The sequence below is a fragment of the Pseudomonas sp. K8 genome (assembly GCF_014889455.1).
Lineage (GTDB): Bacteria > Pseudomonadota > Gammaproteobacteria > Pseudomonadales > Pseudomonadaceae > Aquipseudomonas > Aquipseudomonas veronii.
Window position 1 is genome coordinate 21103 of record NZ_VJWO01000066.1, and the last position, 6110, is coordinate 27212.

Sequence of the window (6110 nt, forward strand, 5' to 3'; positions counted from 1 at the left end):
ACCTCAGCTCTGTGACGCCGCTTTGGGAAGGATGTCGTTGGCGACCATCTCGCCGAACGGGCTCACGTAGCCGGCACTTTTCGGCAACTCGGGGCGTTCGATATCCAGGTGCGGGAACAGCAACTCGGCGACGCGATACGATTCTTCCAGGTGTGGATAACCGGAGAAGATAAAGGTGTCGATGCCCAGCGCCGCGTAGTCCTTGACCCGCGCCGCGACCGTCGGGCCATCGCCCACCAGCGCGGTGCCGGCCCCGCCGCGCACCAGGCCGACGCCGGCCCACAGGTTGGGGCTGACTTCGAGGTTGTCGCGGCTGCCACCATGCAAGGCCGCCATGCGCTGCTGGCCGACCGAATCAAAGCGCGCCAGCGAGGCCTGTGCGCGGGCGATGGTGTCGTCGTCCAGGTGCGAGATCAGTTTGTCGGCGGCTTTCCAGGCTTCATCGTTGGTTTCGCGCACGATCACATGCAGACGAATGCCGAAGCGCACCGTGCGCCCGAGTTTCGCGGCCTTGGCCCGCACCTGTTCGATCTTTTCCGCGACCGCGGCCGGTGGCTCGCCCCAGGTCAGCACCATGTCCACCTGTTCGGCCGCCAGGTCCTGCGCGGCTTCGGAGGAACCGCCGAAGTACAGCGGCGGACGCGGTTGCTGGATCGGCGGGTAAAGCAGTTTGGCGCCTTTGACGCTGATGTGTTCGCCATCGTAATCCACGGTTTCGCCTTCCAGCACGCGACGCCAGATGCGGGTGAACTCCACCGAGGCCTGGTAGCGCTCCTCGTGGCTGAGGAACAGACCGTCGCCGGCCAATTCTTCCGGGTCACCGCCGGTCACCAGGTTGAACAGCGCACGGCCGCCGGACAGGCGATCGAGGGTCGCGGCCTGACGCGCGGCCACCGTCGGCGAAATGATCCCGGGGCGCAGCGCGACCAGGAACTTCAGACGCTGGGTCACCGGGATCAGCGAAGCGGCCACCAGCCACGAGTCTTCGCAGGAACGCCCGGTGGGGATCAACACCCCGCCGAAGCCAAGGCGGTCGGCCGCCTGGGCCACTTGCTGCAGATAACCGTGGTCGACGGCGCGAGCGCCTTCGGCGGTGCCAAGGTAATGACCGTCGCCATGGGTAGGCAGGAACCAGAAAATAGTGAGGCTCATGGAGTTGTCTCCTGAAGAAGTCGGATTACGGCGCGTTGGCCACTGCAGCGGGCGGCGTCCAGATCACGTCCTTGATGCTCAAGGGTTTGGGGATCAATTTGAGTTGGTAGAAGCTGTCGGCAATCTTCTGCTGCGCGGCGACCACCGCCGGGGTCAGGAACAGCGCGCCATAGCCCTGGCGTTTCACCGAGGTCAGGGTGATGTCAGCCGGCAGGCCGAGCAGCGGCGCGACTTGCTCGGTGACTTGCTGCGGGTTGGCCTTGGACCACTCGCCCACCGCGCGCACTTCTTCCACCAGCGCCTTGATCACTTCGGGGTGTTTTTCGGCGTAGGGCCTGGTGGCCAGGTAGAACTGATGGTTGTCGGCAATCCCGCTGCCGTCACGCAAGGTGCGGGCTTGCAGTTGTTTCTCGGCGGCGGCCTGGTACGGGTCCCAGATGACCCAGGCGTCCACGCTGCCACGCTCGAACGCGGCACGCGCATCGGCGGGCGGCAGGAACACGGTCTGTACGTCGGTGTATTTCAGGCCGGCATCTTCCAGGGCCCGCACCAGCAGGTAGTGAACGTTGGAGCCCTTGTTGAGCACGACTTTCTTGCCCTTGAGCTCGGCCACCGATTTGATCGGCGAGTCCTTCGGCAGCAGGATCGCTTCACTGGTCGGCGCCGGCGGTTCGTAGGCCACGTAGAGCAGATCGGCACCGGCGGCCTGGGCGAATACCGGCGGGGTTTCGCCAGTGACGCCAAAGTCGATCGAGCCGACATTCAGGCCTTCGAGCAATTGCGGGCCGCCCGGGAACTCGGTCCACTGCACCTGCACACCGTCGGCGGCCAGGCGCTTTTCCAGGGTGCCCTTGGCCTTGAGCAGCACCAGGGTGCCGTATTTCTGATAGCCGATCCGCAGGGTTTCGGCAGCGTGGGCTTGAACAATGGCGCCGAAGGACACAGCCGCAGCAAACAGTGCGACCAGACCACGACGCAAGATGACAGTGAGCATGGCGCTCTCTCCAAAAATGCGATTGGGGGGGTGGCTGCACCTGCTTGGCCGTTGGCGGCTGAGTAAGGTGAGTACTTCGTGAATCGGTAAGGCTTAAATGCTCCAGCGAGCACTCAACAAACGTTCATTCAACACATGCGGGTCCAACGGTTTCGGGCGACGGGCCATGGCGGCGTAGAAGGTTTCCAGGGCCTCGCTCAAGCGTTGTTCGAGGACCGGCACCAGTTGCGCCTGGGCACTGCCTTCGCCGTAAGCGATCTGGCTGTCTTCGGCAAAGATCCCGTGGAGCAATTCCTGGGCTTTGAGCGCCGACAGTACCGGCTTCAAAGCGTAGTCCACCGCCAGCATGTGGGCGATGCTGCCGCCGGTGGCGATGGGCAATACCACCTTGTGGGCCAGGGCGCGTTCGGGCAGCAGGTCGAGCACGGTTTTCAGCGCGCCCGAGAACGAGGCCTTGTACACCGGCGTGGCGATCACCAGGCCGTCGGCATTGGCCACTTGTTGCAACAAGTCGATGACTTTGGGGCTGTCGAAGCGCGCATGCAGCAAGTCTTCGGCCGGGAAGTCCCGTATCTGATAACTCACCACTTCCACACCCTGCTGTTGCAGCCACTGACGGGTTTTATCCAGCAAGACCCCGGAGCGGGAACGCTGGCTGGGACTGCCTCCAAGTGTTACGACCAGCATGTAGGAAATTCCTTTAGCAAGTGTCGGCGGTTCGCTGTGTGGCGATGGCGCCAAGATGGAACAGACCATATCAGCAGATTTATATATCTATAAATCTTATTTTTTCATTTGTTTATTCCTTAAAAGAATAAACCATCCATCAATCGCCAGGCGAAAAAAAGGCCGTCGAAACGGCCTCAAAACCGCTGCCATGTGAGTACACAGCGTCTATCTGTAGGAGCGAGCCTGCTCGCGAAAACCGTCAACGATGACGCAGGCTTTCTGGATGTCCGCAGTAACCGCGCATGCTTCGCGAGCAAGCTCGCGCCTACAGGTAATTCAGCGATTGGGTTGCGGTGTCAGCCGCAGATACGGCTTCACCGCCCGATAGCCTTTGGGAAAGCGTTTCTTGATTTCTTCCTCGTCCTTGAGCGACGGCACGATCACCACCTCATCGCCGTCCTGCCAGTTGGCGGGCGTGGCGACTTTGTAGTTGTCGGTCAGTTGCAACGAGTCGATAACCCGCAGGATTTCATGGAAGTTGCGCCCGGTGCTGGCCGGGTAGGTGATCGTCAGGCGGATCTTCTTGTGCGGGTCGATCACGAACAAGGAACGCACGGTGAGGGTGTCACTGGCGTTCGGGTGGATCAGGTCGTAGAGGTCCGAGACCTTGCGGTCGGCGTCGGCCAGGATCGGGAAGTTGACGAGCGTGTTCTGGGTTTCGTTGATGTCTTCGATCCACTTGAGGTGCGAGTCCACCGGGTCTACCGACAGGGCGATGGCCTTGACGCCACGCTTGGCGAATTCGTCCTTGAGTTTGGCGGTGAAGCCCAGCTCGGTGGTGCATACCGGCGTGAAGTCCGCCGGGTGGGAAAACAGCACACCCCAGCTGTCGCCCAGCCACTCGTGGAAACGAATCTTGCCGGCGCTGGAATCCTGTTCGAAGTCGGGGGCGATGTCGCCCAGTCTTAGGCTCATGGTGTGGCTCCTGATGAGTGCTTATGGAGCCCACTGTGCATGGATTACGGATTATTTAAAAAGAATAAATATCGATTTATCTAGACGATATAGGAATATTAAAAATGTGTTCACTGGACCTTGGAACAGGCGAGAGTCAACATTCGTTTCAAGGTTCGAGAAGGCCTTGAGACGCTGTAAAAAAGAGGGGGTCAGGAAGGGCTTGCGGGGGTTGAGCCCGACTTGATTGAACGTGAGAAAAACCTCGCGGTAACGCGAGGTTTTCCTTATCCAGCCTTACAAGAAGCTGTAGGAGTAGCTGAAGATCAGGCGTGTCTGATCCTGGTCCTGGATACCAGTGCCGCTGCCACGGTACGCACCGTGCCGCAGAGTGGTGCCAAAACCTTTGAGCGCGCCGGCCTGAATGGTGTAGTCGATACGCATATCGCGTTCCCACTCGGACTGATCACTGCCACCGCCCACGGCTTTGATGTTGTCGCCGTGCAAGTAGGCAATCGAGGTTCGCAGACCTGGAACACCCAGTGCAGCGAAGTCGTAAGAGTACTGACCGAAGGTGGTGTTTTCACCCGCGCGGACGAAGGAGTTGATCATGCTGTCGGTGAACAGGTAGAAGCTCGACCCGCCGGCACCTTCGTTACGACCATTACCATCCACAACGCTACCCTGGTTCAGCCAGACGAAACCACCGTCATCGTTGACACGCTGGTGACCGAGCATAACGGCGCTGCCACCCAGGGTGTAGGTGAACATGGCGCTCCAGGTCTTGTTATCAACCTCGCCTGCGTTCTTCGCGTAACCACCGTTGTTGTTGAAGCGATAGCCGGCCTGACCGTTCTTGCCATCAGAACTGCTGTCGAAGTAGCGCAGGTCGGTCTTGAAGGACTGACCTTCGCTGATCGGGTATACGTGCAACAGGCCCAGGAAGTGCTGCTTATAGTAGTCTTCGAGGTTTGCGTAGTAGTACTGCAGGGTCAAGTCTTTGGTGACCTTCCAATCAGCGCCACCAAAACGGAACTTATTGCTTTCCTCGGTACCGCCGTTGACGGCCAGGCCGGTGCTGTTGCTTGAAGCACGACCAGTGGCATGTTCGAGTTGACCGGCGTTGAAGGTCACATTGTCGATTTCTTTGGAAGTGACAGTGCCGCCTTCAAAGGTTTGCGGCAACAAACGGCCGTCGCTGGCGATCAGGATTGGAAGGTTCGGCGACAGCGCACCACCCAGGTGTGCTTCAGTCTTGGAGAAGCGGGCCTTGGCGTTAGCACTCGCACTGCTCCAGTTGCTTACGGCAGACCCATCGGAGTCACTTGGAACGAAGGAGTTGTTGTTTGGGTGATGGCCCCGACCACCATCCAGGTGAATACCTACCAATGCCTGGGCGTCGATACCAAAACCAACGACACCTTGAGTGAAGCCGGACTTGTAATCGAACTTCAGGCCGGTGGCTGTTTCGCGTTGATCAGCACCGCCATCACGCTGATCGTTATCGAAATACAAGGTACGCGAGCTGACACTGGCCTTACTGTCTTCAATGAAACCGGCTGCTGCAGCTTGCTGGGCGATTGCCGCCAACGCTATAGCCAACGCCAATGTGGACTTCTTCATGTACCGCTCCTCTCATTTCTAATTTTTGTATTTCTTTGGTCCTGGGTCTAACGCCCGAGATCCACAGATGCGCGATTAGCGCCAGATAGTGACTACCAAGTCAATCGTAACCTTGTGTGTCTACTACCTTCGTCTAATCGCAGTTTGTTTGGTCCCTGCAGGGTAATGAATTTTTCATACACCCAAAAAGAATTATTTCATTCTTTTTCATACGCTTTTGGAATAAGCCTCTGCATGAAACAAGACGCGTCAGCATAGACGAACCTTTGCATAAGCTAATTTCTAAAAGGCATTTCTTGATCGCTTTTTAGATCTTTTTAGCTGAACGCACCGTCATATACGTCACCCAGGATCAAAAAGGCGACGTCATCATGGCCAAACGCCCATCTTCCCGTCAATTTGTTACAGTTTTTGTATCGCTAATATTTCATGCCGGCGTGAGAGCCGCCGATCGAGCCGTCTGGCAGCGAAAGCTTCGCGCAATTTATCCCTCTACGCCTTGATCGTATCGGCTCAAAATCAAGAATCCTTAAACTTTAGTAGGGGGCACGGGCGGCACGATGACGCACCCCGGGGGTTGATCGGCCACGTCATCGCTACGCCCTTCGCCCGTGGGACGTACCGATCTTCGAAGTGACGAGCTGGTTTGGCGCCGAACGCATCACCTCGGGTTAACGCAACGACCGAGGCCTGCATCGCAGGCAAGCCAGCTCAGGGG

5 protein-coding genes are annotated in these 6110 nt (G+C 58.5%); all 5 read right to left on the bottom strand.

Annotated features, from left to right (window positions below):
* Positions 1-3: 3 nt before the first annotated feature.
* Entirely contained in the window at positions 4-1152 is a 1149-nt protein-coding gene (gene ssuD / locus INT12_RS28010) for an FMNH2-dependent alkanesulfonate monooxygenase (protein ID WP_193059108.1), read from the bottom strand.
* A gap of 25 nt (positions 1153-1177) precedes the next feature.
* The gene (locus tag INT12_RS28015) at positions 1178-2146 is read right to left on the bottom strand and encodes a sulfonate ABC transporter substrate-binding protein (RefSeq protein ID WP_104904276.1); all 969 of its coding nucleotides are present in this window, start codon (positions 2144-2146) and stop codon (positions 1178-1180) included.
* A 93-nt stretch (positions 2147-2239) separates the two neighbouring features.
* Positions 2240-2833, bottom strand: coding sequence for an NADPH-dependent FMN reductase (gene ssuE / locus INT12_RS28020; protein WP_017845090.1), 594 nt, complete (start codon positions 2831-2833; stop codon positions 2240-2242).
* A 318-nt stretch (positions 2834-3151) separates the two neighbouring features.
* Complete coding sequence (locus INT12_RS28025) at positions 3152-3790, bottom strand: peroxiredoxin (RefSeq protein ID WP_017845091.1); 639 nt, start codon at positions 3788-3790, stop codon at positions 3152-3154.
* Positions 3791-4066: 276 nt separating this feature from the next.
* The gene (locus INT12_RS28030) at positions 4067-5392 is read right to left on the bottom strand and encodes an OprD family porin (RefSeq protein WP_169884141.1); all 1326 of its coding nucleotides are present in this window, start codon (positions 5390-5392) and stop codon (positions 4067-4069) included.
* Positions 5393-6110: the final 718 nt, after the last annotated feature.